The following is a 23,481-nucleotide window of genomic DNA, read 5'->3' as shown; positions in this document are numbered from 1 at the left end:
CGGCCATGGCGACAGGGCCGAGTACATCCGAGATGGGTGATCGATGAAGCGGAATGACAGAGACGACCGGCGCCGGACCGTCGTGGTGACGGGCGCCAGTGCCGGAGTGGGGCGGGCCATCGTGCACGAATTCGCCCGGCACCGCTGGAACGTCGCGGTGCTGGCCCGCGGCGAGGCCGGCTTGCAGGGCACGGTGCGGGACATCGAACGGGCCGGGGGCCGCGCCCTGGCGCACCGGGTCGATGTGGCGGATGCCGACGCCGTCATGCGGGCGGCCGACGAGACCGTGCGGGCGTTCGGCGCCATCGACGTCTGGATCAACGTCGCGATGGTGACGATCTACGCGCCCGCGCAGCAGACGCCGCCGGAGGAGTACCGGCGCGCGACCGAGGTGACCTATCTCGGGCAGGTCTACGGGACGCTGGCCGCCCTCAAGCACATGCAGCGCCGCGATGCGGGCTCCATCATCTGCATCGGCTCGGCCCTGGCCTACCGTTCGATCCCGCTGCAATCGAGCTATTGCGCGGCCAAGGCCGCCGTGCGCGGCTTCCTCGACAGCCTGCGCAGCGAGTTGCTGCACGACGGCTCCCGCGTGCGGCTGACGATGGTGCAGCTGCCGGCGGTTAACACCCCGCAATTCGACTGGGCGCGCTCGCGCATGCCGCGGCGGCTGGAGCCGGTGCCGCCGATCTACCAGCCGGAAGCCATCGCCCGCCACGTCTACCGCGCGGCCCACACCGCGCCGCGCGAACTCTGGATCGGTTTCCCGACCTGGAAGGCGATCATCGGCAACATGATCGCGCCCGGCTGGATCGACCGTTATCTCGCCCGGCACGGCTATCGCGGCGAGATGACGAGCCAGGCCGTCCGCGCGAACAGACAGGACAACCTCTACGAACCGGTCGATACCGATCCGGGGGCGCACGGGCGCTTCGACGACCGGGCACTCCCATCGGTGTCTGCCGCCGACCCGCGCTGGCTCCGGCTCGGCCTCGCCGCCGCGCTCGGGACGGTGGCCGTCGGGGCGTTCGCGGTTGCGCGGGCGTCCAGGCCGTCGCGCCGCCTTCGGTAGAACAGTGGGGCGGCCCCTCGGACCCGGCTACATCATCCGCATGCGCAGGTTGAACAGCACGACGAGGGTGCCGCCCACCATCAGGGCGATGATGAGGGTGGAGAACAGGATCAACTGCAGGTCGTCACGGGCCGAGCGCTTCAGGTCGATGTGCAGGAAGCAGCGGAAGTGCACCACGGCCTGGACCAGCGCGAGGCCGAAGACGAGGCCCAGCGCGGTGGCCCCGGCCGCCCACCGCCACGTCACGACGGCGAATGCGGCGCAGGTCAGGAGCAGCGCCAGGACGTAGCCGATGCCGTAGGTGAGGAGATCGCGCCGCCGGGCATGGTGCGGGTCGGCCTCGGGCGCCGCCGGCTTCGGCCGCGGCGGAGGGCCGGCGGACACCGCCCGCGCGAGCCCGATCAGGCCGGCGGCGCCGAGGGCCCGGAGCAGCACCGCGCCCCGCGACGGTCCCTGTGTCGTCATGCGGACGCTCCCTGCAGGTAGACCACGGAGAAGATCGCAATCCAGACGATGTCGAGGAGGTGCCAGAACAGCCCGAGCTTCAGCAGGTTCAGCTTGACCCGCGCATCGGTGCCGAACACCGCGATCTGGACCAGCATCACCCCGATCCAGAGGCAACCCGCCGCGACGTGCAGGCCGTGGGTCGGCACCAGGGCGAAGAAGGCCGAGAGGAACCCGCTGCGGTCGGGCGTCGCCCCGTCGGAGACCATCGTGCGCAGGTCGCTCAGCTCGAAGCCGAGGAAGGCGATCCCAAGCGCCAGCGTCAGGCAGAGCCAGAGGACGAGGCCGCGGCGGCCCTCGTCGTATTTCAGGGCGATGGCGGCGAGCCCGAAGGTCAGGCTGCTCGTCAGCAGGATCAGCGTCTCGACGAAGGTCGGCCCGAGCTTGAGCACGTCCCGAGGGCCCGGCGCGCCGGCCGTGGCGGCAACCTGCGTGCCGTAGATCGCGAAGAGCAGCGCGAACAGGATCGCGTCGCTCATGAGGAAGAGCCAGAAGCCGTAGAGCCCGGTCGCGGCCTCGCCCGGCTCCATCTCGTCGGATTCGAGCAGGTTCAGGCCGACATGCCAGAGTTGCGGCCCCTGCGCCGAGGCGCTCATGCCGTCACCTGCGCCGGGAACGGGCGGGCGAGCCCGAGATTGTCCGGCTCGGTCTCGCGTTCGCGCGGCACGGGCCGCGCCGCGTGGGCGCGCTCCAGCCAGAGCCGTTCGGTCGCCTCGACCTCGGCGGCGGGGATCGTGCGGTGGACGTCGCGCACGAAGCTGCGGGCGACGACCGGAATCCAGATGCCGAGGAACCCGAGGAGGCTCAGCCAGCCGATATGCCAGACGAGGCCGAAGGCGCAGGCCGCCGCCGCGAACCCGACCAGCAGGCCGACCCAGCTGTTCTTCGGCATCACGATGTCGGCGTAGCGCGCGGGCCGCCGGTAGGCCTCCCCGCGCTCCTTGCGCCAGTAGAACGGATCGAGCCGATCGACCCGCGGGATCGTGGCGAAGTTGTATTCCGGCGGCGGCGCCGCGACCGACCATTCGAGGCCGCGGGCATCCCAGGGATCGCCCACCGGCACGCGGTTGGCGTCGCGATCCCGCACGCTGACGAAGAGCTGCATGAACAGGCTGACGAGACCGGACAGCAGCAGGACGGCGCCGCAGGCCGCCACGATCAGCCAGGGCCGGTAATCGGGCTCGAACAGGGCCTGGCTGCGGCGCGCCATGCCGCCGAGCCCGAGCACGTAGAGCGGCATGAAGGCGAGGTAGAAGCCGCTCACCCAGCAGGCGAAGGCGACCTTGCCCCAGCCTTCCGACAGGCGGAAGCCGAACGCCTTGGGAAACCAGTACATGTAGCCGGCGATCATGCCGTAGAGCAGCCCCGGGATGAGCATGTTGTGGAAGTGGGCCACGAGGAACACGGTGTTGTGGACCACGTAGTCGATCGGCGGGATCGCGAGCATGATGCCGGTGAGGCCGCCCAGCACGAAGGTGACGATGAAGGCCAGCGCGAACAGCATCGGCGCCGTGAAGCGGACCTCGCCGCGAAACATCGTCCAGATCCAGTTGTAGATCTTCACCCCCGTGGGGATCGAGATCGTCATCGTCGCGATCCCGAAGGCGGCGTTCACGCTCGCGCTCTGGCCCATGGTGAAGAAGTGGTGCAGCCAGACCGTGAACGACAAAACGCCGATCGCCATCGTGGCGGTGGCGAGCGACTTGTAGCCGTAGAGTTCCTTCGACGAGAAGGCCGAGATGACTTCCGAGAACACCCCGAAGGCGGGCAGGATGAGGATGTAGACCTCCGGATGGCCGAACAGCCAGAAGAGGTTCACGTAGTTCATCATGTTGCCGCCGAGATCGTTGGTGAAGAAGTGGAAGTCCAAGTAACGATCGAGGGCGAGCAGGGCGGTCGCGACGGTGAGCGGCGGGGTCGCGAAGATCATCAGGATCGCGGTGCAGAGCGCGGTCCAGCAGAACAGCGGCATGCGGGTGAGGTGCAGGCCGGGGCAGCGCTTCTTGTAGATCGTCGCGGCGATGTTGATCCCCGACAGGGTCGTGCCGAGCGAGGCCAGGGTGACGGCCCAGATCCAGTAATCCGGGCCGACGCCGGGCTGGAACGCCTTGCCGGTATAGGGCGGGTAGCCCGACCATCCGCCGGTCGAGAACTCGCCGACCGCGAGCGAGAGCATCACGAGCCCGGCCCCGCCCCCCGTCAGCATCAGGCTGATCGAGTTCAGGAGCGGGAAGGCGACGTCGCGTGCGCCGATCTGCAACGGCACGACGTAGTTGATCAGCCCCGTCAGGAACGGCATCGCCATGAAGAAGATCATGATCGTGCCGTGGGTGCTGAAGAGCTGCGCGAAATGCTCCGGCGCGACGATGCCGGGGGCGTCGACCGCGAGCGATTGCTGCGCGCGCATCAGCACCGCCTCGACCAGCGCGCGGCTGAGCATGACGCCGGCCAGCACGACGTACATGATGCCGATCTTCTTGTGATCGAGGCTCGTCAGCCAGTCGCGAAAGAGCGGGCGCCACCACCGCTTCCACGTCAGCAGCGCCACGAGGCCGACCGCGCCGACGACAACCAGCGCGCCGGCGAACGCGCCGATGAGTTCGCTGACGGTCGGGTCCTCCCAGGCGCGCACGAACGGGAACGCGTGCAGGTCGAGGCGGCCCAACAGGGTGAGCCAGTGACCGTCTTCATTCATGAGCGTGATGTCCGTGGGCGGCGTGCAGGCCCGGATCGTTCCGGGCGAGGATCGAGCGGAACAGGTTCGGCGCGACCGATCCGAACAGGACCGGCTCGGGCTGGACCGAGCGGGCGGCGAGCGTCGCGTAGGCGGCCGGATCGAGGGTCCTGCCGCCGGCGCGGGCGCGGGCGATCCAGGCCGCGTGGTCGTCGTTCGATTGCGCCAGCACGGCGAATTTCTGGTTCTGGAAGCCGACGCCGTTGAACTGGGTGTTCTCGCCGCGGAAGCGGCCGGGCGCGTCCGCCGCGAGGTTGAGCTGCGTCGTCATGCCGGCCATGGCGTAGATCTGCCCGGCGAGCCGCGGCACGAAGAACGACTGCATGACCGTGTCGCTCGTCAGGCTCAGACGGACCGGACGGTCGGCCGGAAAGGCGAGTTCGTTGACGCTGGCCACGCCCTCGTGCGGATAGATGAACAGCCACTTCCAATCGAGCGCCACGACCTGCACTTCAATCGGGGGATGGGACGAGGCGAGCGGCTTGTAGGGATCGAGCGCGTGGGTGTCGCGCCACAGGAACACAGCGAGCACGATCACGATGATCGTCGGCGGGATCCAGATCAGGCCTTCGAGCGGCCAGTTGAACCCCCATTGCGGGCGGTAGGCGCTCTTCGTGTTCGACAGCCGGTAGTGCCAGGCGAAGATCGGCGTCAGCAGCAGCACCGGGGCGGCGACGAAGATCAGGATCGCGCAGACGAGCAGGAACAGGCCGCGCGTCTGGTCGGCGACCGGGCCGGCGGCCCCGAGCATGCCGTGATCGAGGACGCCGCAGCCGCCGAGCGGCAGCAGCGCGACGAGGCCGAGGCCCGAGGCGAGGCGCCGGAGCGACCGGTTCCGGCGGGCCGCTCGGACGGGAAGCGCGTGCGCGGGAGTGGCCTCAAGCATCGCGGCCCCGTCCCTTCCGGTTCATGGGCAGAGTCTCGGTCAGGGGTACGCCTCCATGATCGGGCAATCTGAAGGGCTCAATGAGTCCTAAAGCCGCGTGGCGATGCCATCGGCCACCCGCAGGGCGTTGGCGATGATGGTCAGCGTCGGGTTCACGGCGCCGATGGAGGGGAAGAAGCTCGCATCGGTGACGTAGAGGTTGTCGATGCCGTGCGCCCGGCAATCGAGGTCGAGCACGGACGTGCCCGGATCGGGTCCGAAGCGGAGGGTGCCGGCCTGATGCGCCGTGCCGCCGATCGGCGTGTCCTTGCCGAGATAGAGCGTGCGGTCGAACAGGTGTGGGTGGATGTCGAGGCTGTCGCACAGCCTGCGCAGCTTTTCGCGCAGGCGCTTCTGTGCCTCAGCGTTCGTCTGCGTCAGGTCGAGATGCACCTTTCCGTCCCGGTAGTAGATGCGGTTTTGCGGAAGCGGCAGGTCCTCGGACGTCAGCCAGAAATCGATCGAGTGTTTCGCGATATAGTCGAACGGTCGCGTCGGCAGCCATTGCAGGAAGCCCGGCAGCCCCTCGGCCTCGATCTGCATCCCATCGGACTTGCCGACCATCTGGATGTGGCCCAGCGGGAACTCCCAGTCGTTCAGCGGACTGCGGTCGCGCCCGTGGTAGAAGTCGTTGAGGCCGAGCGTCTTCTGGAACTGCGTCGGGTTCGGCTCCTTCGAGATCGCCAGCACGGTGGTGTTGTTGTGGCGCATGTAGTTGCGCCCGACCTGTCCCGAGCGGTTGGCGAGCCCGTCGGGATGCCGGTCGTTGCCGGAGCGCAGGAACAGCAGCGCCGAGGACAGCGCGCCGCAGGCCACCACGAACAGGTCGGCCGTGAGCGTATGCCGGCGGCCCTCGATCGTCACCGCGACGCCGGTGATGCGACCGCCGCCCGCATCGGTCAGCAGACGCTCGGCGTACGCGTTGCGCAGGAGCGTGACGTTGGGGTGGGCGGCGAGCGTCGGATCGATGCAGATGATCTGCGCGTCCGCCTTGCCGTTGGTCAGACTCGGATAGCCGTCGAACGGGTCGCAGCGCAGCAGGGGCGAGTGCGGCAGGGTCCCGCCCCTACCGTCCTCCTCCATCAGCGCGCCCATCGGTAGGTGGAACGGATGGTGGCCGGTCCGGGCGAGGTCGTCGGCGAGCTTCTGGATGCGCGGCTCGTGGCTGATCGCGGGCTTCGGGTAGGGATGCCGGGAAGGCGGCTCGGTCGGGTCCTCGCCGCGGGCGCCGTGGACCTGAAACAGCTCCTCGGCCGCCTGATAGTAGGGCGCGAAAGCGTCGTATTTCAGCGGCCATTCCGGCGAGACGCCGTCCGGGTGGCGCTGGGCCTCAAAGTCGCTCTCGCGCAGCCGAAACAGCACGCCGCCATAGACCTTCGAGTTGCCGCCGACATAGTAGTGCAGGCCGGGCTTGAACGTGTCGCCGTTGGAAGACGTCCACGTCTCGTCCGCCTGATAGCGCGCCTTGCGGAAGACCGCGTCGGTGTCCCAGTTCTCGCGCTCGCGCGGCAGGTAATCGCCGCGCTCGATCACGAGGATGCGCTTGCCGGTGCGGGCGAGGCGCCACGCCACCGAGCCGCCGCCCGGCCCGGAGCCCACGACGATCACGTCGTAATGGTCGTCCTTCATCCGCCTCGCTCCGTCTTTCGACGCGAAACGGGCGGCGGGCGGCCTCGTTCCGGGCAACCGTGGCGGCGACCGTTCTGCGAGCCATGCGCGAACCGCATCGATCCGGCGACGTTGGCAGCGGAAAGGCGAAGCCAAAAGACGAACCGAGAGACCCGGATGACCCTCGAGGTGCTCGCCGCCTTCGCGGCCCGAGCCTGTCTGGTGCTGCTGTTCCTGCCCTTCAGCGCGCTCGACAAGGTTCTGAATTTCTCCGCGGCGGTGGGCCAAGCGGGCCAGGCCGCGCGTTCGCGCCCGCTCGCGACGGCGCTGATCCTGGCCGGGCTGTTCGTCGAGGTCGTGATGTCGCTGGGCGTGCTGACCGGCATCGCCGACCGCTTCGCGGCCTTCGTGCTGGCCGGTTACTGCATGGTCACGGCGCTCCTGTGGAAACCGTTCTGGCGTAAAGCCGATTTCCGCCTGAGGGGGCCGAGCGAGGGCCGCGAGACGTTCTGGGACTTCCTCAAGAATTTCGCGGTCGCGGGCGGCTTCCTCGCGCTCGCCTGGGGCGGGCCGAGCCAGCAGGGCGTCGCGGCCTTCCTCGCCGATCCGTTCGGATCGACGCACCCCTACGCGCACACCATTCCGGAGACTGGGCGATGAGCGAGCCGGGCGACAAGCCGAGCGTGCCCTACTGGCATCTCTACACCGACGCGGACGGCATCAGCCGTCAGGTCCGCTGCGCGATGACCGAGTTCCACCTCGCCTCGATGAAGCCGCCGGCTTCGCCGCAATGGCAGGGGGTGAAGCACCACGACGGCATGACCACGATGATCACCGTCCAGCCGGTCGGCTGGGAGGGCACGTGGCACGAGAACCCGGCGCCGCAATGGATCATCCCCTTGAGCGGGCGCTGGTACGTCGAGTCGATGGACGGCACCCGGATCGAGATGGGGCCGGGCGAGATCTCGTTCGGCGAGGACCAGGGCTGCCGCACCCTCGACGGCAAGACCGGCCACAAGTCCGGCACGGTCGGCGACGCGCCCGCCGTGCTGATGGTGGTGCAGTTCGACACCAAGCGCGCGCTGACCACGCCCTGCCGGTTCGGGTGAGCGGATGGACGGGTTCGAGATCCACGATCCCCGCTTCCGCCATTACGTGCTCGACAATGCCGGGCTGGAGGAGATCGCCGCGGGCTTCCGCTGGGTCGAGGGTCCGGTCTGGATGGGCGACTGGAACTGCCTGCTGTTCCAGGATCTGCCGCGCAACCGCACGATGCGCTGGAGCGAGGCGGAGGGGCTGTCGGTCTACCGCGCCCCGTCCGATTACGGCAACGGACAGGCCCGCGACCGCGAGGGCCGGCTGATCGCCTGCTCGCATCACGGCCGCTGCCTCACCCGCACCGAGCATGACGGGCGCGTCACGCGCCTCGTCGACCGCCACGCGGGCAAGCGGCTGAACGCGCCGAACGACGTCGTGGTGAAATCGGACGGCACGATCTGGTTCACCGATCCGCTCTACGGCATCGCGAACGACTACGAGGGCGGTCGCCAGGAGAGCGAGCAACCGCCCGCCCTCTACCGCTTCGACCCCGCGACCGGCGACATCCGCGTCGCGGCGGGCGATTTCGACGGGCCGAACGGCCTCGCCTTCTCGCCCGACGAGCGGCGCCTCTACGTCTCCGAGACCGGCGACCAGAGCCATCCCGACCCGCGCCAGTTCATCCGCGTGTTCGATGTCGGCGCCGACGGCACGCTCACCGGCGGCGACGCGTTCCACACGATCGCGCCCGGCTACTGCGACGGCATGAAGGTGGACGAGGACGGCAACGTCTGGTCGAGCGCCGCCGACGGCGTCCATTGCCTCTCGCCGGAGGGGCGCCTCCTCGGCAAGGTGCGGGTGCCCGCCCGCGTCTCCAACATAACCTGGGGCGGGGTGCACCGGAACCGCCTGTTCATCGCCGGCTCGCAGCGCGTGTTTTCGATCTTCCTCAACCGCCGCGGCGCCGCGCTGCCGGGAGCCGGGCGATGACGGATCTTCGCATCGCCGCGATCCGGCTCCTCTGCCCCGACCCGACCGCCACCGCCGCCTTCTACGCGGCGGCCTTCGGTGCAACCGTCGCGCCCGACGGCGCGCGTGTGAGGATCGGCGCACAGACGATCGAACTCGCGCCTGCCTCGGAGCGAAGTCCCGAGCCAGCGCCCTCGAACGCCACCGACTTCCAGCACTGCGCCCTCGCCGTCGCGGACATGGAGGCCGCCTTCGCACATCTCTCCGGGGTGCCGGGCTGGACGCCGATCTCGCGAGCCGGGCCGGAGCGGCTGCCGGCCTCGTCCGGCGGCGTGAGCGCGTTCAAGTTCCGCGATCCCGATGGGCATCCGCTCGAACTGCTGGCCTTCCCGACCGGCGCGGTGCCGCCGGTCTGGCGGGATCGGCCGGGCCTGTTCCTTGGGATCGATCACACCGCGATCACCGTCGCCGACACGGAGCGCGCGGTCGCCTTCTATGCCGGCTTCGGCTTCTCGGTCGCGAGCCGGGGGGTGAACCGCGGCCCTGAGCAGGCCCGCTTGGACGCGGTCGACGATCCAGTCGTCGAAGTGACTGGCCTGACGCCGCCGGGCGGGGCACCGCCGCATCTGGAGCTTCTCTGCTACCGTGCGCCGGGCACAGTCCCGAGACCCTGCGCCGACGGCTCGCCTCTGGCCACACGCATCGTCCTGGTCGGCGGAAGCAACCTCCGCGACCTCGATGGCCATAGGCTGATCGGCAACAACATCTCGCTGGATTGATCTCTTGCGATACAATAGATACTCTCACGCCATGCCGGTCCAATCATTAGCCGTACATATTATATTATCATAAAAATTGCTCATTCAATAATAGTATGACTGTATAAAATAATTTAATTAAATTAAGCAAGACAGTCTGAAAAGGGTGTGATTCTGACGCCCAGATTGTTTAATTAAAAGTGCGAATTTCGACCCATCTGGACCTGCGGCAAAAGCGTCATGAATGTCCGCGAGGGGTAGAAGGCGGGCCCCCATGATCAGAGTAATTCGGTTTCGATCATAGGGCTGTCGGCATGGCGAGACCGGCGGCCCCGTGTCCCTCATCTGCCAGGGCGAAAGGAGAGCGCCGGCCTCTTACCCCTGCCCCGCCTGCCAGGGCGAGCAGGGGAACGCGGATCAAGATGGCCCGCCGTAGCGGCTGAAGAGGGTCGAGCCGTCGGGGAGCGGGCGCTCGAACGTCTCGCGGATGGCCGCGACGCTCTCCGGATCGGGGCGGCCGATCAGCGCGTGCATCTCCCTCGAATAGTCGAGCCAGCGACAGCCGTTGCGGCACGCCTGCTCGTGCGAACACCTTCCTCAGGCGGCGACCGGCGCGGGCGGTCTCGGGATCGCCCGACAGTTCGGCCCGCTCGGCGTAATAGGCGACGAGGCCCGCCGCCTCGTCGGCCGTGGCAGGCGTCAGGGCGTGAAGAGCGCGGCGGGCACTGTAGCGCTCGGCCAGCACGCCGAAGCGGTAGGCACGCCAGTAGGCGGGGCGGGGCGCGTCGGGGCCGAAGGCGTTGAGAGCGTCGTGGCCTGCCTGCCGGTGAGCGGCATCGGCGAGACGGGCGCGCCGGATCGCGGCGGCGAGCGGATCGGGCCGGGCGGCGTTGGCCGCGGGCGGGGTCGCCATGGCGTGGCGGACAGAACGACGGCGAGGATAGTGCGGCGGGTGGGGCGAGGCGGCATCAGACGCGCGCCTCGGGCAGGGCCGAGAGGACGTGGCGCAGGTACATCGCGCCCGCGCAGTGCGGTTCATCCAACTCGGCTTGCTCTGCGTAGAAGCTGACCAGCGCGCGGAAGCCGGCGGCGGTGGTGGGCCGGACGAACCGAAGGGCGTTGAAGGCGTCGCTGGCAGCGTCGGCCGCCTCGTCGGCACGGCGCACCGCGGCCTCGTCGTCCTCGTTCAGGCCGGACAGCATCGCGGCGAGCGCGGCGTCTGTCGCCTTGGCGCGGTCGATGGCAGCAAAGATCGGATCGGCAGGAGCCGGGCGCGCGGGGCGCACCATGGCCGAAAGGGCGAACGCGGCGACTATGGCGCGGCGTGTGAGGGCGGGGAGCATTGGCCGGGCTCAGTGCGCAGCAGCGGAGCGGAGGGACTTGGCGAACTGCCACGCGGCCTTGAGCGAGACCGACATCGCGACGGCCCAGGTGGAGCCGTACTGAAGCTGATGCGCCTTCGCGGCAGCGGCAGCGGCGGCCATGATGCCGGCGCGATCGAAAGTACCGGTCGGGGTGATGAGCGAGGCGCGGCCGACGCGAACAGCAACCGGATGCGCTCGCGCGAGCCAAGGAAGCCCTGCGGAACCTGCACGCGGTCGTTCCGCAGATCGCGGAGGGCGGAGGACCAAGAGAGGGCGCGGCGAGACATTGAATACCTGCCTAACTAGGTGTAGTTCCTAGTTAGGTATGAGCTATACAGATCATGCCGTCAACAGCCTGCTATGAAAAAATCCTAGTTCGGCGGGTTCTGGAGCCGATATGCTCACCACGGGAAACCAGCTTCGGGCGGCACGCGCCCTCGTTGGCATGGATCAGGGCACCCTCGCGGAGAGGGCTGGCGTCAACATCAACACGATCGGCGCCATGGAGAAGCGGGGCGCTTCCGGCCTCGTGAGCGGCCTCGACAAGATACAAGCTGTCATGCGGGCACTTGAGGCCGAAGGCGTCGAGTTTCTGAACGACGGTCGCCCTGGTGTGAGGCTTCGCGCTGGTGGCACTCGCGATGAGCATTGAAGCGGCTGCGGTGAACGAACCGGCGGTGGATCGACAGCAGCCAGACGGGGATCCGCGCAGCACGCCCGCCCTGATCGCCGCCGCCGTCCGCGAGGCCAGCGCTCAGTTCGCCGACTTGCTCCGGCTGGCCAGGATCGAGGTTCGCGGCAACCTGCGGGCTGTTGCGACGCTCGCGGCACTGTTCGGCGGGGCGCTGCTGCTAGTCCTCGTCTCGCTGGTGCTGCTGCTGATCGCGCTGCGGGATGCTATCGCGGCGCTGATCGGCTCCGATGCGCTGGCCGGGGTGATCGTGGCTCTGCCGTTCCTCGTGGCCACGGCGATCCTTATGTGGGCTGGCTTTCGCAGGATGAGCATACGATCGGTCAGGACGTAAGCGCGGCCTGGTTCTGCGTCAGCGGCGCCTACCTCGGCTCCTATTCCGGGGAAAGGTGGCAGCCGGAGGACAATCGCCGCCTGGCGAACAGCGCGCAGTACGAGCGGATTGCTGGGCTGGCGATGAAGCGCGGGCCGTCGATGGACTCCTGCAGCTACTGGCAGCGGCATCTCGCCTCCGCCCCACGCCATATAGCCAAATCGAACCGTCACACGCTCAAAAGCGTTGCGCAGCGGCAACGTAGGCGTAGAACGTGCTTCGGAATGGATTGGAGCATTGCATGAATCCCCTGCGATGGATTGCGCTCTCCCGACCTAACGGTCAAGCTTATGTCCCGCATCGGGAGCATACGATCTTGAGCGCTGTCGGGGCAATCCAGCATGCGGGTCAGAGACAAAGCCATTGTTGGCTTGGTAGCAGTCATCGCGGCTATACTAGTCATATCAAATCAGAACAATATTCGCCTCAACGACAGCGCATTATACTGGGTACAGGTTTTTTCCGGGAATTGGTCGCCAGATTATGGCAGGCAAGAAGGCGCAGAGAAGCATTACCTGGAATTTTTTGCAGGATCGCTTATAGCGCTTATACTTAATTTGGGTACAATATCTGCGCTTTTGTTCGCTATCATGAGAATTACTATTGACCAAGTAGGTGCTGCGGTGATCATCAAAGATGCCTTCGACGCAAAAGATGATATTTTCATTCGCAGAATGGAAAGTTTTCTGCATTCGGCTGATGCTGACCATCTGATTCCTGAACTGCAGACTGTGTTATCTGAAACTAATAATGAATGGGAAACAGGGTTTCTGCGTAAATTTCTAAGGCCATCAGCCTATCGAATTTTCATGGCATTAATAAATAAGCCGGTCAGTCATGTCGCGGAAAGCGTGTCTGAATAAACAATAAATAACTATAGGGGGGTGAACGGTGGACCCACTACACGAGGGTACTCTTGACCGCTTGGTGCAAAGATGGCGTGCAAAATTACCTCCACGCTCGCCATCTTTGATAACTGATATGGTCCGGTACCAAGCGTCTAATATGAATCCGGCAATTGATCCTGCCGATTTGAATAACTTCTTGAGAGCACGTGGCCTCCCTCTTTGAAATCCATTATTTCAGCATTTATTCATCCTGGGCCCGCGCCCACCCCTTCAACTCCCCCTCAATCGCAACCTCCCGCACCAGATCGCGCTGCTTGAGCTTCCACATGCAGGCGATCCCGCACGGGTGGTTCATCCGGCCGGTGGCGCTGCTGCGGGAATGGTTCGATGCCGTGGGGATCACCGAAGGCCCGCTGTTCCGGCCGGTGTCGCGGTCGGGCCGGGTGCGCTCCGTCAGTTCGAATGCACCAGGGGGAACCGAACCGTCGGCACCTTGCCTCACGACCCAGGCGGTGGCGGCTATTCTGAAGAAGCACATCGAGGTGGCCGGACTCGATCCGACGGCGTTCGGGGCACACTCCCTGCGGGCCGGGTTCGTCACGTCCGGCGCGGAGCGGGGCGCCGATCTAGCGAAGATCATGGAAGTGTCGGGGCACAAAGACCTGCGCACGGTGCTGAGATACATCCGCTGGCCGAATGCCTTTAAGGATCATGCGAGCGGGGGGGTAGGCCGAGGCAGCCATCAAGCCGCCCCGGCGCACGCTGTGTCAGACGATGAAGAAGTCGGAGTGGGTGAGCGCCGCCTTGTTGTCGAGCACGGCAAACTTCACCGCTGCCGCCTTGCCCGAGCCGTCGGCATCGTAAGACAGACTGCCGCTGCGGCTGTCGTAGAGGATGTGGTCGTCGGCATCGACCTTACCCTTGGCGACGTCCTTGAATTCATTGGCCTTGAGTTCGCCCGGCGCCAGCGCACGGAAGATCGCATCGTCCAGCCGAATTGTATCAGCCCCCGTGAAATCGGTGATGTGATCGACGTTGCCGGACCCGAGCTTAGTGGCGAACACGAACGTGTCGGCGCCCTTGCCGCCCATCAGCACATCATTGCCGAAACCGCCGTTGAGGACGTTGGTGCCGGCATTGCCGACCAGCGACTGGCCGAACTCATTGCCCGTCAGATTGGCGGAGCCGGCCTTGCTGGTCAGGCGCAGGCTCTCGATCTCCTGACCGGCCTTGAGAGCGTAGCTGACGGACGAGAGCACCGTGTCCGTCCCGCCCCGAAGCGCCTCGATCACGACATCCTTGGCGTGGTTGATCACGTAGGTGTCGTTACCAGCTCCGCCCCGCATCTCGTCGATGCCGGCCCCTCCGTCGAGCGTGTTGGCGCCGGCATTGCCGACGAGCTTGTTGCCGAACTCGTTGCCGGTGAGCTTCAGGGCGGCACGGCCGTTGGCGTCGGCGGTCTGCAGAACCTCGATTTCCTGGCCGGCAGCGAGCCGGTAGCTCACCGTGGTGATCACCGTGTCCCGGCCCCCGCCGACCGCCTCGACGATCCGGTCGGAAGCGTGATCGACGCGGTAGACGTCATTGCCTGCGCTGCCCTCCATGAGGTCGGCGCCGCCCTTGCCGTCGAGGACGTTGTTGCCGCCGTTGCCAACGAGGCGGTTGGCGAGCGCGTTGCCGGTGGCGTTGATCGCCCCCCTCCCTGAGAGCGTCAGCATCTCTACGTTGGCGGCAAGCGTGTAGGAGACGGACGCGACGACCCGATCGTAGCCCTTGCCGGCATTCTCGAAGATTACGTCGCGGTTGTTGTCGACGCTGTAGGTATCGTTGCCGGCCCCGCCCTCCATCCGGTCTGCTCCCTGGCGGCCGTCGATGATGTCATTTCCGTCAAAACCATGGAGTTCATCATTTCCGACATAACCCCAAATTTTGTCGGGGCCTTCCCTCCCCGCGCGATAGATGCCAAAGAACGGGTTGCTCACAACAAACACATCCACCGAAGAATTTGTATCAGTCGAAGGCGTATCGCCCGCAACAAGATTATATGCATCGGAAATGAAGGTTATAGTTCTGCCGTCCGCGGATATAGCCGGCTTATCAACCAGCCTATTGGGCTGATCACCATGCGCTGATAAGCTGACTAGAGCTGTATTGCCTGTCCATAGATCACGGACAAAAATATCTGCATTATCGTTTGCATCCCCTTCGACTAAATTGCTAGCGTAGCTTCTAAATACAACATAATGCCCATTGGCGGAGATGTCGCCAAAGACTGAGAGTCCATTGCCGCTGGCGCCATCGATAGACACTGATACTAGTGTTTGAGTGGACCTCGCTATGTCGAATAAGTATATATTCTTTGATCCATTATTGCTTGAAATTGATGACGAAAATACTGCATAGCGGCCGTTATCTGTGATAGAAATATCGGGTATTTCATTCGCGTAGTGTGAATTGATCGAGGTTGACGCTTTAGTTTTATTATCAATTATCGACCAGCCAGCTACTGCGTATCTGCCATCCGTGGATATACGGTTAGGCCCCAGTCCCCCAGCTTGACTTGTTGATCTTGAATCGGGCTCTAAATTCGTCGTTTTATCGAGTTTCGTGTCATAAATATATGTAGTTGCATATCCCGACTTCCAGGATTGATATAATACAAACCTTCCATCGCTAGATATGCTTGGATCAGACGCTGAAAAGCCTGTGCCGTCCGATTGGGATATCAACTTAGTGGTTTTGGCATCAACATCCCGCAGATAGATCCCATCTGAGTCACAAAAAGCAACGAATTTACCGTTATCAGAGATCGAAGAAGACTCGGCCCAGCCTTCGAACTGATTGCCTTCGGTATTTATACTAATTAGTGAGGTCTTCCCTGTGGCAACATCACGTACAAAAATATCACCTTTTCCATTTATGTCGCCATTTACAAGATTTGTTCCCTCGCTATAAAACGTAATATAGCGGCCATCTCCCGAAATCGCAGCCCTATGCGAAGCGTACCCTTCTTTGTTTGATGCCGGCCCAAGACTTGACATATTCACGCGGGCGATCTTTATGGCTGACATCTTGCGCCGCTTTTTGTTGCTATGGATTCATTGTTTTCGCAGAGTAGGTTTGTTTCGGCGCCAATTACGATTTGGCGATCCGAGGACAATTTTACCCTGCTCCGGTGGCCGCTGGTTCCCCTAGGATTGTCTTCGATCCGTTCGTGGCCGATTTGTGGCCTCTGCGAGAGTGCGGGCGATATGCCGACGGGTGTGTTGATAAAACAACGATTCATTCGTCGTGAAAGCCTACTGTGGGCGCAACAGTTCAGGGGCAGACGATGGCTTAAGTTCCGAAAAGGCCGAAGGAGCAGGTCGCGATCGGGATCGCGCAAGACGCTGAGGCGTACCGGCTGGCCGCCGTTAGGGTCGAGCCGGGGGCAGACATCCTTGAAATCGATATTCAGATGGCGATCCCCGCGTGGCACCTGCTCAGTCACGCGGCCGAATTGGCTCTTAAGGCGTACCTGCTCAGTCATGGTGTGGCCGATGGATCGAAGGCCGGGGAGTTGAAGCATCCGGCCCTTCGGCACTGCCTGCTCCCGTTGCTTGAACTAACGATCAAGCATAATTTTCGGCCACCGAGTGACGCCTTCGGCGATATCATCGAACAACTCGACCCGTACCACCGCACACACTTTTTCCGATGCCGGCAAATCGGGCGGTTCAGTCTACCGATGCCCCATGCCATTTCTGAGGTGTTGCGGCCGGGCATTGCGAGTATCCTGGCCGAAGTGGAAAATCGTTGGCGCGCAATGCAGAGAGCGTGATCGCCAAGTGATCCGTCGTGTAGCGAACCACCGTCGGATTGCTTTCAGGCGCTAGATCCAAGGCTCTCCGCAAAAGGATGGGCGTGAATTCTGTGGGGTTCCCCATCGTAAAGCGAACCGAGGGCGGCGCAGATCTTGCTCCATTCGTCGCTCGGGGACACGCGTCGCAGATTGAGTAACCGCAGCACGGCATCGTCATAGCGTTCGGCCCAAAGGTCGGGCACCGAACTCCGCGCTTCCAAGGCAGCGCGCATGTCCCGCGGTCCCTGAAAGCCGAGCGCACGGGCCTGTGCTTCAGCGATGCTCTCGCCCTCGCCGAGTTGGCCAAGGTAATGCGCCATCAGCAGGATCAAGAGACGGTCAAACGGATCGAGCCCCGCGGGCTGGACGCCAACCGGCGACGCGGCTGCCTCCAAGGCGGAAAGCCTACGGTTCAATGAGGCTGCGTTCATGGCAGGGGCTCCTGCCGAAACTCGGGACGATCCCAAGACGCTGGTCCTCCACGCAGGTACTCGCCTGTGTCGGCCGCGAGCGGATGGAGATCGACGGATTGCCAGTAGGCCACCATTTCAGGCGGCGGAGGCGGTGGGTTCGCCAACAGGTCTTCGTATACGAGCCGTGCAGGCGGCTCAGCTCGGCGGCCTCCGATGGGGTGATCTCGCCTGCGGCGACGCCTTGAAGCAGGGCGCTCGTGGCCCTCGGCAGGTCGGCCGCTTCCTCGATCTGCGGAAGCTCGAAGGCGATCGGCCTGTCCTTCCTCACCGGCATCAAGCGGTCCAAGCACAGCCACATGGCTGTTGTGTCGCCGTCTCAAGCAAGCTCGATGGCTCGGCGGGTGAGGGCTTCCGCCTCCCCTTCCAGCAGGCTTTCAACGACGATCGTCGCCTTGTTGCGGGCCCCCTTCGGCCGTCCGTTCGGGTTGCCACTCCTGCCTGCCTCGAAACGCCCACTCGTCATATTGAACATGCGGCGGCGCGGTCGCCGCTGTGTGACGGGGAGAGGCATCGGTTCCTTACTGCATGACGGCGATACAGCCCGCCCCTTCGCATCGGACGTGGACGTGGCCGTTGCTGTCGTCTTTGATCCAAGCGAGCCGGCCAGAGCACTGCGGGCAGGTCGTAGTTCCTGAAGTTTCGAGAGATGAAGCGATGGCCTCCATGATGTCCAGCAAGCCGGAGGCGACGGGGACCTCCGGCCGGGCCTCGGCCTTCAAGCCCTCGGCGAGCCCGCGCAGCGCCTCGATGGCCGCGCGCTGGCGAATCTCGCCCGCGTCGTCTCGGAGTTCGATCCTCAGGGCGGTGATGAGGGCGTGTTCCGTGGCCTGCCGGAGACCGGCACGGAAGGCGTCGAGTTCACGGGGCGTCATGCGGTGCGGGCTTCGGGCTGGGGACGGTGGAGGGCGGCGTAGGAGCTGAGCACCTGGCGACGATCAAGAGGGGCCAGGCTGTCGAGAGCGGCCAGCGCGAAGGGGAGGCGGGAGGCATCGCGCTCGGCGCGGTGCAACTCGTCGGCGAGGGCTTCGCCACGCGGGCCGGTGGTAAGGCGTACGATGGCCCGGAGGGACCGGAGCCGGGCCAGTCGCTCGGCGGCGTCGATGTGGTCGGACCAGGGGCCGAAGCGGGCGTCGGCAGGGATCATCGGGCGACGCCCTTCGTCAGCGCGACCCGTAGCGCGGCCCCCTCCCCTGCCAGCTCTAAAGGCTGTGGGACACTACGCCGAAAAGCGTAATGATCCGGTGGGATGAAGTGGTGTCCCACTTTCGAGCAAGTCATTGATCTTGCTCATCTTGGACGCCCCTACCGGGGTCGCCAGTTTCTTCGTTTTCGCTCGAACGATCGAGCGCCGCCCTTTGGGGGGCGGGCGCTTTCGAGGTTTGCCCTTGGTGCCCAGGCCGCCGGGATGTGCCGGCAGCCTGGGCCTGTCGTTTTCTATCGGCCCACGTTTAGTTGAACAGGCCGAGCGCGATGAGTTTGGCGCGCAGTTCATTGGCCAGCGTCTGGGTCGCTTCCGGGGTGGTCGCGGCCGCCGGGAGCGTCTGCTTGGTCGTGCCGGTGGTGCCGTAGAAACTCAGCGCGTTGCCGGTCTGGCCGACCGACACCGTCCCCGATCCCTTGCCATAGAGGCGCAGCGGGATGTTGGTGTCGGTGCCGGCGGCGGTGAAGATGATGCCGTTGCCCGAAATCGAACCCGCCAGGACCGGAAAGTTGACGGCATTGGTCGGACTGTCGACCGCGAGCTGCGTGGTGCCGGCGTAGTTGAAGCCGGAGTTCCGCGCCGATGTGAAAAGACCTCGCTTCGTATAGGGTCCGACGTACTCGTCGGCCTGCTTGGTGTTGCCGACACGGCTCGTGCCGTCGAACGGCGCGGTCAGCACGGCGTCGTCGATCGAGCCGGCCTCGGCGAGGATCTCCCGGAACGAGCCGCTTGCGCGCCGCACCATGAACAGGCCGGCGATGCGTTCGACCTGTGCGGTGAGACGGACGAGGCTGTCGGCCGCCTCGGGATCCACATCCGTTTCCAGATAGAGATACGGCAGGTCGGCGATGATCCCGTTGATGCCGCTGCCCGTGGCGCCCGCCCCGCCGACCACCTGCTTCGTGGACGGCTTGTTGATGTAGGCCCGGATGCGCGGCTGACCGTTGACCGTCGTGGCGCCGCCCTCCTCGAAATAGATGCTGTTCTTGCGGATCGAGAAGCGGGTGTCGACGCTGATCCCCTTCGGCAGCCAGGTCGTGGCCCTGGGCCGGAGCCAGAACAGCAGCGTGAGGGTCTTGTTGGGGCGCCGGACGATGATGTGGTTGTTCTCCGCCACGAGATTGCGCGGCATCTCGATCGGGCGGCCGTAGTCGCGCGCTTCGTCGAAGAGCCGGAAATCGAGCAGGCGGTATTCCGACACGTCGCCATCGAAGACGACGCGGTTGTTCGAGAAGATCACGTCGTCGGCGCACTGGTAGTTGTCCGTCCTGACCCGGAATGCGGCCGTTGCCAATTGCGAGACGTAAACGTCGGCGTTGGTGCAGTAGAAGCCGCCGCCGGCCACCAGGACCGCGTGCGGGTTCTCGGCGAACTGTTTTTCGCCGCCGCGAATGCCGGTCGCGCTGACGATCCCGCCATCGGAACCGATCCACCAGCCCCAATGCGCACCCCAGCCGTTGTGCAGCTCGCAATCCTGCATGTGCACGTTCTTGCCGCGCTGCACGTCGACGCCGCGGCGGCAGTGATAGGTGCGGCACTTGGTGAAGGTGACGCTGGCGCTCCCCCCGACCTGGAAACCGTAATGGGTGGTTCCGCCGGTCGGTCCGCCGATGAGCCCGTCCACGAGGCAATTCTCGAAGTCGACGAAGCAGGATTTGTTAATATTGTACCCGACAAGCATCTGTCGGTTCGACTTGTTGAAGATCGAGCAGTCCTGCATCCGGGTCCGGCACCGTCGAATGGACACCCCTGCCTTGCAGGGCTCGGTGCTCCCATCATCATACATGATGAGTGTCAGGCCGTTGATCTCGATCGGCGCCCGCAGCGTCTTGGCGTAGTAGGTGTTCTTACGAACCTCGCCGAGACTGACGTCCTCGGCCGAGTTGATCCAGTCCGCACGCGAGTTCGGTTGCCGCACGTCAGCGTTGGCGTAGAGCGCGTGAAACAGCTCGCCGTCGTCGGTCGCGACGAGGAACGGATCGAGGAAGCCGTAGGCATCGTCGATGTCCGGTCCGCGTAAGGACAGATACTGGATGCTCTCGTCCACTTCAGGTGTGATAAACTGACCCTTACGGTTCTTCAGGTTGCCGAGTTTGCGCGAGTACCGCTCCCACCCGGTCCAGCTCTGTACTTCCGAAACGTCGATGTTTTCCATCGCGTCGGGCTCTGTTCTGATGATCAATCCGGGTGCATTGCTCGCATTGTTGTTCGGCATATAAATTCGGGCGCCTGCTGCGTAAATCGGCACGCCGATCATATCCAACTTATTCTTGACGACATAATCGCCCGGCGGGATGATCATCGGCTTGTTGTTGTAATAGCAGTACTTCGCATAGGTATTGAAGATCGTGGTGTGGCTGAGCACCGTTGACGGGAAAAGGCTGCCGTCGATGTAACTCGGCGTCGTGGCAGTCGCCGGCTTCGTCGCCGCCGCCAACTCGCTGGCCGTCATCGGCTTGGCGCCGAAATCCGCGAATGTGAGGTTTCGCCCGAGTACTGCGGCGAGGTCGCTCGTCACGGTCGCGCCGACCGGCCGGATGGTCATCGCACCGGCATCGGTCGCGATCTGATCGGTCGGGGGGATCTCGGCGGTCGCGCCGTTGATGTAACCCAATGCTTTGCGAACGGCCATTTTCAGCTCCGATTATCGAGTTTTGATCGTCAAAGGAATGATGTGAGCCTTCGTCCGATGGACGGCTCGCGCTTATCGTTTCGCCTTCGGTGCCACCGACGCAGGTTTGCCGGTGTCCGGGCTGGGAAAGCCCGGCATAGGGTTCGGCCTCTTCTTGCAATGAGAATCCACCTCTGCGGCGGATCGGTCTTGGCTAATCGTCGTGACGATCGAGACCGAATCCGTTCATTCGACGAACGCCGGCTGCGATGCAGGGCGCACTGGACATGAACGCGAACGCACGATCTCGATGACTTTGCTACGGAAAAACAGAAACTTCAGAACGGACTATCTTCTTACGCATCGACACCGGAAGGCTCGATCCAATTGTTCATCCGAGTGACAGGTAGATATATATTCCTAATATCCGGAGATGTCAATGGCCCTCGCCGAGATCGGACGCCGAGGCCGCGTACTCGGCCGCCGGCCGATCGATGGCGCGGCGGGCTTTCCTTGTCGGTCCGCGGGGTGTGTCGAGGCGGCCTGTATCCAGGCCGCGGGATCGGCTATCTTGGCCGTATGGACAGGCTGATCGCTCCCCGTTCCCTGCGTCGCCGGGTGGCTCTTCTCGTCCTCGGGGGCGGCCTCCTCGGGCCTGCGCCCGCGCTCGCGCAGAGCGCCCTCCCCTTCGCCGGCTTCGCGCCGCTGCCCTCGTTCGCGTGGTCGCAGCCGCGCGGGGACGAGGCCGGGCGGTGGTCCGGCTCCTACGCCGCCGTCTCGACCGGCTACGCGTTCTCGTCGTCAAAGGCCTTCGGCAGCTTCGGCGGGCCGACGCTCGGCTTCGAGGGCGGGCGGATGTGGCAGAACGGGCGGTTCGTCTACGGCATCGTCGGCGGGGTCGATTGGCTGATCCCTGGGGCCGGGAGCAACACGCTCGGGTTCAGCGGTCTCGGCTACTCGCGCGACCTGTCCGGCGCGGTGCAGGTGCAGGTCGGGACGCTGCTGACCGACAACGTGCTGCTCTACGGCAAGGCCGGGGCCTGGGCGGTGCACGAGCGGCTGCGCTTCGGTGGCACGCCCGTAGCCCCCGTCTACGATCGCGAGCAGATCGCCGTGCGGCCCGATGCCCGCGTCGGCGTCGAGTGGGCGATCACCGACCGGCTCTCCGTGGCGGTCGAGGCGGGCGTGGTCGGGAACCGGCTGCACTGACGCGCCGGCTCGGGCCCTCAATCCCCGTTCCAGTTCCAGTCGCCGTAATCGGGCTCGCGGCAGCGGTAGCCGATCGGGCATTGCGGGTTGTCGCGGGTCGGTACGAAGCGCAGTTCGGCGATCTCGGTGAGTTCGCACAGGCTGCGGTCGCGCACGAAGCGCTCGGGCGCGCGCCCGCCGATGCCCAGCGTCACCGTGCCTTCCGCCTTCACGATCGCCATCGCCTCGGCGCAGGTCAGCCGGACGGTCGGCGTGCGCGGCTGCGCGCCCGCCGGGAGCGACGCCAGGGTAGTGCCGAGGACGGCGAGGGCGACGGGCTTCATCACTCGGAGCATCGGCCCGAAAGGTGGGAACCGGCTTTCGGAAAAAGCCGATGCGGCACGACAACCGAGAGACTCGGCCTGGATCGCAGATCCTGGACGATCCTCTCGGGTAGGGGCGACGGCCGGAGGGCGGCCGCCAAGCTTGACCATGGCAGGTTCCGCGAGCGCCGGGAAGGGGTTGCCCCGCGCTTGCCGCAATCGCACCGTCTACCGTTGATGCCGGGCCCCGTTCGGTCCACTCTCACACATCGCGCCGGCCGTCTTCGTCGGGCCGCGCCTTCCTTGACGGGACAGACGAGCCATGTCGGGCCTCTCGATCCTCAACGTCGATGCCGTGCGCGCCGCGCCGGTCTCCCGCGACCCCTACACCTTCTTCCTCGGCAACGGCGTGCTCAACGAGGGCGCCATCGCCGAGATCCGCCAGGACTTCCCGGCCATCGCCAAGCCCGGCTACCTCACCGTGGACGAGGTGGCGTTGAAGGGCCGGTTCAAGGCGCTGATCGACGAATTGGAGAGCGACGAGTTCTCCCGCATCCTCGGCGACAAGTTCGGCATCGACCTCGTGTCGTGCCCGCGGCTCACCACCATCATGAAGAAGAGCCAGCCGAAATACGGCTCGATCCACACCGACGGCCCGTCCAAGGTGATGACGCTGCTCGTCTACATGAACGACGCCTGGGACGCGCCCGCCGCCGGGCGGCTGCGGGTGCTCTACGACGGCAAGAACTACGAGCCCTTCGCCGTCGAGGTGCCGCCGACCATGGGGACGATGTTCGCCTTCCTGCGCGCCGACAATTCCTGGCACGGCCACGAGCCGTTCGAGGGCGAGCGCCGCGTGGTGCAGGTCGCCTGGGTCAAGGACGCGGCCGAGCTGGAGCGCAAGAAGAAGCGCAACCGCACCGCCCAGTTCCTGAAAGGCATTTTTGGGCGCTGAGGCGG

At 65.1% G+C, this 23,481-nt stretch carries 26 protein-coding genes and 1 pseudogene; 12 read left to right on the top strand and 15 right to left on the bottom strand.

The features are described from left to right. The first annotated feature begins 43 nt into the window (after positions 1–43). The gene (locus tag AAHG03_RS01350) at positions 44–1,072 is read left to right on the top strand and encodes an SDR family oxidoreductase (RefSeq protein WP_342148180.1); all 1,029 of its coding nucleotides are present in this window, start codon (positions 44–46) and stop codon (positions 1,070–1,072) included. A 27-nt stretch (positions 1,073–1,099) separates the two neighbouring features. Here the strand turns inward: AAHG03_RS01350 and AAHG03_RS01345 are convergent, their stop codons facing one another. The 5 genes from AAHG03_RS01345 to AAHG03_RS01325 all read right to left on the bottom strand — a co-directional run bounded on the left by AAHG03_RS01345 (position 1,100) and on the right by AAHG03_RS01325 (position 6,864). After that, the gene (locus AAHG03_RS01345) at positions 1,100–1,537 is read right to left on the bottom strand and encodes a cytochrome o ubiquinol oxidase subunit IV (protein WP_342148179.1); all 438 of its coding nucleotides are present in this window, start codon (positions 1,535–1,537) and stop codon (positions 1,100–1,102) included. Continuing rightward, positions 1,534–2,172, bottom strand: a complete 639-nt coding sequence (locus AAHG03_RS01340) for a cytochrome c oxidase subunit 3 (protein WP_342148178.1) — start codon at positions 2,170–2,172, stop codon at positions 1,534–1,536. The genes AAHG03_RS01345 and AAHG03_RS01340 overlap by 4 nt, the downstream gene beginning before the upstream one ends. Further along, positions 2,169–4,271 (bottom strand): cbb3-type cytochrome c oxidase subunit I, encoded by a 2,103-nt coding sequence (locus AAHG03_RS01335; RefSeq protein ID WP_342148177.1) that lies wholly within the window; start codon positions 4,269–4,271, stop codon positions 2,169–2,171. Before AAHG03_RS01335 ends, AAHG03_RS01340 begins: the two co-directional genes overlap by 4 nt. Next, a complete protein-coding gene (locus AAHG03_RS01330; protein WP_342148176.1) occupies positions 4,264–5,196 on the bottom strand; it encodes a COX aromatic rich motif-containing protein in 933 nt (310 codons plus the stop codon). Before AAHG03_RS01330 ends, AAHG03_RS01335 begins: the two co-directional genes overlap by 8 nt. 87 nt (positions 5,197–5,283) lie before the next feature. Further along, a complete protein-coding gene (locus AAHG03_RS01325) occupies positions 5,284–6,864 on the bottom strand; it encodes a GMC family oxidoreductase (RefSeq protein ID WP_342148175.1) in 1,581 nt (526 codons plus the stop codon). 156 nt (positions 6,865–7,020) lie between these two features. On the opposite strand from AAHG03_RS01325, the gene AAHG03_RS01320 reads away from it, so the two are divergent. From AAHG03_RS01320 to AAHG03_RS01305, 4 genes are read left to right on the top strand one after another with little or no spacing between them, the layout of a single operon-like run. Then, positions 7,021–7,503, top strand: a complete 483-nt coding sequence (locus AAHG03_RS01320) for a DoxX family protein (protein ID WP_342148174.1) — start codon at positions 7,021–7,023, stop codon at positions 7,501–7,503. Continuing rightward, on the top strand, positions 7,500–7,952 hold the full coding sequence (locus AAHG03_RS01315; protein ID WP_342148173.1) for a cupin domain-containing protein: 453 nt from the start codon (positions 7,500–7,502) through the stop codon (positions 7,950–7,952). Before AAHG03_RS01320 ends, AAHG03_RS01315 begins: the two co-directional genes overlap by 4 nt. 4 nt (positions 7,953–7,956) lie before the next feature. Further along, positions 7,957–8,871: an SMP-30/gluconolactonase/LRE family protein gene (locus AAHG03_RS01310; protein ID WP_342148172.1), complete on the top strand. Its 915-nt coding sequence runs from the start codon at positions 7,957–7,959 to the stop codon at positions 8,869–8,871. Further along, a complete protein-coding gene (locus tag AAHG03_RS01305) occupies positions 8,868–9,629 on the top strand; it encodes a VOC family protein (RefSeq protein WP_342148171.1) in 762 nt (253 codons plus the stop codon). The genes AAHG03_RS01310 and AAHG03_RS01305 overlap by 4 nt, the downstream gene beginning before the upstream one ends. 947 nt (positions 9,630–10,576) lie before the next feature. On the opposite strand, the gene AAHG03_RS01300 is transcribed toward AAHG03_RS01305, so the two are convergent. Continuing rightward, positions 10,577–10,951, bottom strand: coding sequence for a hypothetical protein (locus AAHG03_RS01300; RefSeq protein ID WP_342148170.1), 375 nt, complete (start codon positions 10,949–10,951; stop codon positions 10,577–10,579). A 9-nt stretch (positions 10,952–10,960) separates the two neighbouring features. Next, positions 10,961–11,092: a hypothetical protein gene (locus AAHG03_RS01295; RefSeq protein WP_342148169.1), complete on the bottom strand. Its 132-nt coding sequence runs from the start codon at positions 11,090–11,092 to the stop codon at positions 10,961–10,963. Between the two features lie 277 nt (positions 11,093–11,369). Between AAHG03_RS01295 and AAHG03_RS01290 the strand changes: the two genes are divergently transcribed. From AAHG03_RS01290 to AAHG03_RS01280, 3 genes are all read left to right on the top strand, one after another. Further along, positions 11,370–11,624 carry a hypothetical protein gene (locus tag AAHG03_RS01290; protein ID WP_342148168.1) on the top strand — a complete coding sequence of 85 codons (255 nt, stop codon included), beginning with the start codon at positions 11,370–11,372 and terminating at the stop codon, positions 11,622–11,624. Further along, a complete protein-coding gene (locus AAHG03_RS01285) occupies positions 11,614–11,997 on the top strand; it encodes a phage holin family protein (RefSeq protein ID WP_342148167.1) in 384 nt (127 codons plus the stop codon). Before AAHG03_RS01290 ends, AAHG03_RS01285 begins: the two co-directional genes overlap by 11 nt. A gap of 380 nt (positions 11,998–12,377) precedes the next feature. Beyond that, positions 12,378–12,899 carry a hypothetical protein gene (locus AAHG03_RS01280; RefSeq protein WP_342148166.1) on the top strand — a complete coding sequence of 174 codons (522 nt, stop codon included), beginning with the start codon at positions 12,378–12,380 and terminating at the stop codon, positions 12,897–12,899. Positions 12,900–13,125: 226 nt separating this feature from the next. Here the strand turns inward: AAHG03_RS01280 and AAHG03_RS01275 are convergent, their stop codons facing one another. Further along, on the bottom strand, positions 13,126–13,422 hold the full coding sequence (locus AAHG03_RS01275; RefSeq protein WP_342148165.1) for a hypothetical protein: 297 nt from the start codon (positions 13,420–13,422) through the stop codon (positions 13,126–13,128). Between AAHG03_RS01275 and AAHG03_RS01270 the strand changes: the two are divergent. Continuing rightward, positions 13,397–13,513: pseudogene (locus AAHG03_RS01270) on the top strand (DNA recombinase); the annotation flags it as partial. The gene AAHG03_RS01275 and the pseudogene AAHG03_RS01270 overlap by 26 nt on opposite strands. Positions 13,514–13,651: 138 nt before the next feature. On the opposite strand, the gene AAHG03_RS01265 reads toward AAHG03_RS01270, so the two are convergent. Further along, entirely contained in the window at positions 13,652–15,925 is a 2,274-nt protein-coding gene (locus AAHG03_RS01265) for a hypothetical protein (RefSeq protein ID WP_342148565.1), read from the bottom strand. Positions 15,926–16,341: 416 nt separating this feature from the next. Between AAHG03_RS01265 and AAHG03_RS01260 the strand changes: the two genes are divergently transcribed. After that, positions 16,342–16,704, top strand: a complete 363-nt coding sequence (locus AAHG03_RS01260) for a hypothetical protein (protein WP_342148164.1) — start codon at positions 16,342–16,344, stop codon at positions 16,702–16,704. A gap of 44 nt (positions 16,705–16,748) precedes the next feature. On the opposite strand, the gene AAHG03_RS01255 is transcribed toward AAHG03_RS01260, so the two are convergent. The 5 genes from AAHG03_RS01255 to AAHG03_RS01235 form a co-directional block, all read right to left on the bottom strand. After that, the gene (locus tag AAHG03_RS01255) at positions 16,749–17,156 is read right to left on the bottom strand and encodes a hypothetical protein (RefSeq protein WP_342148163.1); all 408 of its coding nucleotides are present in this window, start codon (positions 17,154–17,156) and stop codon (positions 16,749–16,751) included. Between the two features lie 358 nt (positions 17,157–17,514). After that, a complete protein-coding gene (locus AAHG03_RS01250) occupies positions 17,515–17,670 on the bottom strand; it encodes a DUF5681 domain-containing protein (protein WP_342148162.1) in 156 nt (51 codons plus the stop codon). Positions 17,671–17,716: 46 nt separating this feature from the next. Continuing rightward, positions 17,717–18,070: a hypothetical protein gene (locus AAHG03_RS01245; protein WP_342148161.1), complete on the bottom strand. Its 354-nt coding sequence runs from the start codon at positions 18,068–18,070 to the stop codon at positions 17,717–17,719. Next, positions 18,067–18,342, bottom strand: coding sequence for a hypothetical protein (locus AAHG03_RS01240; RefSeq protein WP_342148160.1), 276 nt, complete (start codon positions 18,340–18,342; stop codon positions 18,067–18,069). Before AAHG03_RS01240 ends, AAHG03_RS01245 begins: the two co-directional genes overlap by 4 nt. A gap of 304 nt (positions 18,343–18,646) precedes the next feature. After that, the gene (locus AAHG03_RS01235) at positions 18,647–21,031 is read right to left on the bottom strand and encodes a hypothetical protein (protein ID WP_342148159.1); all 2,385 of its coding nucleotides are present in this window, start codon (positions 21,029–21,031) and stop codon (positions 18,647–18,649) included. A 597-nt stretch (positions 21,032–21,628) separates the two neighbouring features. Here AAHG03_RS01235 and AAHG03_RS01230 point away from each other — a divergent pair. Continuing rightward, positions 21,629–22,219 carry an outer membrane protein gene (locus AAHG03_RS01230; protein ID WP_342148158.1) on the top strand — a complete coding sequence of 197 codons (591 nt, stop codon included), beginning with the start codon at positions 21,629–21,631 and terminating at the stop codon, positions 22,217–22,219. Between the two features lie 17 nt (positions 22,220–22,236). Here the strand turns inward: AAHG03_RS01230 and AAHG03_RS01225 are convergent, their stop codons facing one another. Then, a complete protein-coding gene (locus AAHG03_RS01225; RefSeq protein ID WP_342148157.1) occupies positions 22,237–22,542 on the bottom strand; it encodes a hypothetical protein in 306 nt (101 codons plus the stop codon). A 301-nt stretch (positions 22,543–22,843) separates the two neighbouring features. Between AAHG03_RS01225 and AAHG03_RS01220 the strand changes: the two genes are divergently transcribed. Continuing rightward, positions 22,844–23,476: a 2OG-Fe(II) oxygenase gene (locus AAHG03_RS01220; RefSeq protein WP_056243664.1), complete on the top strand. Its 633-nt coding sequence runs from the start codon at positions 22,844–22,846 to the stop codon at positions 23,474–23,476. The last annotated feature ends 5 nt before the right edge of the window (positions 23,477–23,481 follow it).

The sequence above is a fragment of the Methylorubrum subtropicum genome (genome assembly GCF_038442325.1).
GTDB lineage: Bacteria > Pseudomonadota > Alphaproteobacteria > Rhizobiales > Beijerinckiaceae > Methylobacterium > Methylobacterium subtropicum.
This window is presented reverse-complemented; position numbering and strand designations above follow the sequence as displayed.

Excerpts from the sequence above, each read along its gene's own strand:
- AAHG03_RS01220 (WP_056243664.1), top strand. The coding sequence starts at position 22,844 with ATGTCGGGCCTCTCGATCCTCAACGTCGATGCCGTGCGCGCCGCGCCG.
- AAHG03_RS01350 (WP_342148180.1), top strand. The coding sequence starts at position 44 with ATGAAGCGGAATGACAGAGACGACCGGCGCCGGACCGTCGTGGTGACG.
- AAHG03_RS01275 (WP_342148165.1), bottom strand. The coding sequence starts at position 13,422 with ATGTGCTTCTTCAGAATAGCCGCCACCGCCTGGGTCGTGAGGCAAGGT.
- AAHG03_RS01315 (WP_342148173.1), top strand. The coding sequence starts at position 7,500 with ATGAGCGAGCCGGGCGACAAGCCGAGCGTGCCCTACTGGCATCTCTAC.
- AAHG03_RS01305 (WP_342148171.1), top strand. The coding sequence starts at position 8,868 with ATGACGGATCTTCGCATCGCCGCGATCCGGCTCCTCTGCCCCGACCCG.
- AAHG03_RS01340 (WP_342148178.1), bottom strand. The coding sequence starts at position 2,172 with ATGAGCGCCTCGGCGCAGGGGCCGCAACTCTGGCATGTCGGCCTGAAC.
- AAHG03_RS01225 (WP_342148157.1), bottom strand. The coding sequence starts at position 22,542 with ATGAAGCCCGTCGCCCTCGCCGTCCTCGGCACTACCCTGGCGTCGCTC.
- AAHG03_RS01240 (WP_342148160.1), bottom strand. The coding sequence starts at position 18,342 with ATGATCCCTGCCGACGCCCGCTTCGGCCCCTGGTCCGACCACATCGAC.
- AAHG03_RS01310 (WP_342148172.1), top strand. The coding sequence starts at position 7,957 with ATGGACGGGTTCGAGATCCACGATCCCCGCTTCCGCCATTACGTGCTC.
- AAHG03_RS01280 (WP_342148166.1), top strand. The coding sequence starts at position 12,378 with ATGCGGGTCAGAGACAAAGCCATTGTTGGCTTGGTAGCAGTCATCGCG.
- AAHG03_RS01265 (WP_342148565.1), bottom strand. The coding sequence starts at position 15,925 with ATGTCAAGTCTTGGGCCGGCATCAAACAAAGAAGGGTACGCTTCGCAT.
- AAHG03_RS01235 (WP_342148159.1), bottom strand. The coding sequence starts at position 21,031 with ATGGCCGTTCGCAAAGCATTGGGTTACATCAACGGCGCGACCGCCGAG.
- AAHG03_RS01295 (WP_342148169.1), bottom strand. The coding sequence starts at position 11,092 with ATGGCCGCCGCTGCCGCTGCCGCGAAGGCGCATCAGCTTCAGTACGGC.
- AAHG03_RS01345 (WP_342148179.1), bottom strand. The coding sequence starts at position 1,537 with ATGACGACACAGGGACCGTCGCGGGGCGCGGTGCTGCTCCGGGCCCTC.
- AAHG03_RS01285 (WP_342148167.1), top strand. The coding sequence starts at position 11,614 with ATGAGCATTGAAGCGGCTGCGGTGAACGAACCGGCGGTGGATCGACAG.
- AAHG03_RS01250 (WP_342148162.1), bottom strand. The coding sequence starts at position 17,670 with ATGTTCAATATGACGAGTGGGCGTTTCGAGGCAGGCAGGAGTGGCAAC.
- AAHG03_RS01290 (WP_342148168.1), top strand. The coding sequence starts at position 11,370 with ATGCTCACCACGGGAAACCAGCTTCGGGCGGCACGCGCCCTCGTTGGC.
- AAHG03_RS01245 (WP_342148161.1), bottom strand. The coding sequence starts at position 18,070 with ATGACGCCCCGTGAACTCGACGCCTTCCGTGCCGGTCTCCGGCAGGCC.
- AAHG03_RS01320 (WP_342148174.1), top strand. The coding sequence starts at position 7,021 with ATGACCCTCGAGGTGCTCGCCGCCTTCGCGGCCCGAGCCTGTCTGGTG.
- AAHG03_RS01325 (WP_342148175.1), bottom strand. The coding sequence starts at position 6,864 with ATGAAGGACGACCATTACGACGTGATCGTCGTGGGCTCCGGGCCGGGC.
- AAHG03_RS01255 (WP_342148163.1), bottom strand. The coding sequence starts at position 17,156 with ATGAACGCAGCCTCATTGAACCGTAGGCTTTCCGCCTTGGAGGCAGCC.
- AAHG03_RS01330 (WP_342148176.1), bottom strand. The coding sequence starts at position 5,196 with ATGCTTGAGGCCACTCCCGCGCACGCGCTTCCCGTCCGAGCGGCCCGC.
- AAHG03_RS01260 (WP_342148164.1), top strand. The coding sequence starts at position 16,342 with ATGGCGATCCCCGCGTGGCACCTGCTCAGTCACGCGGCCGAATTGGCT.
- AAHG03_RS01300 (WP_342148170.1), bottom strand. The coding sequence starts at position 10,951 with ATGCTCCCCGCCCTCACACGCCGCGCCATAGTCGCCGCGTTCGCCCTT.
- AAHG03_RS01335 (WP_342148177.1), bottom strand. The coding sequence starts at position 4,271 with ATGAATGAAGACGGTCACTGGCTCACCCTGTTGGGCCGCCTCGACCTG.